Genomic DNA, 282 nt, shown 5'->3' with positions numbered 1-282 from the left:
TGAACAGCGTGATGCGGGCGCCGTAGATCATGCGCGACAACAGATCGCGGCCAAGATTGTCGGTGCCTAGCCAGTGGGCCGACGACATCACGTCCCACGGAGTTTCACTGACAATCTCGGCATTGCCATAAGGCGCGATCAAGGGCGCGAAGACGGCCATCAGCACGAACAGGCTCGTCAGCACAATGCCGATCAGTGATGCGATGGGGATGCGTCTGATATCGAGGATATCCGCGGCCCCCTTACTTTGGATGTCTGAGTCGCGGATTGGCGAGGATCGCC

The 282-nt window shown here is 59.2% G+C and carries 1 pseudogene; it reads right to left on the bottom strand.

From position 1 onward, the window contains the following. Window positions 1-229: pseudogene (locus EN874_RS33320) on the bottom strand (ABC transporter permease); the annotation flags it as partial. Window positions 230-282: the final 53 nt, after the last annotated feature.

It is taken from the genome of Mesorhizobium sp. M1D.F.Ca.ET.231.01.1.1, from assembly GCF_003999155.2.
Taxonomy (GTDB): Bacteria; Pseudomonadota; Alphaproteobacteria; order Rhizobiales; family Rhizobiaceae; genus Mesorhizobium.
This window is presented reverse-complemented; position numbering and strand designations above follow the sequence as displayed.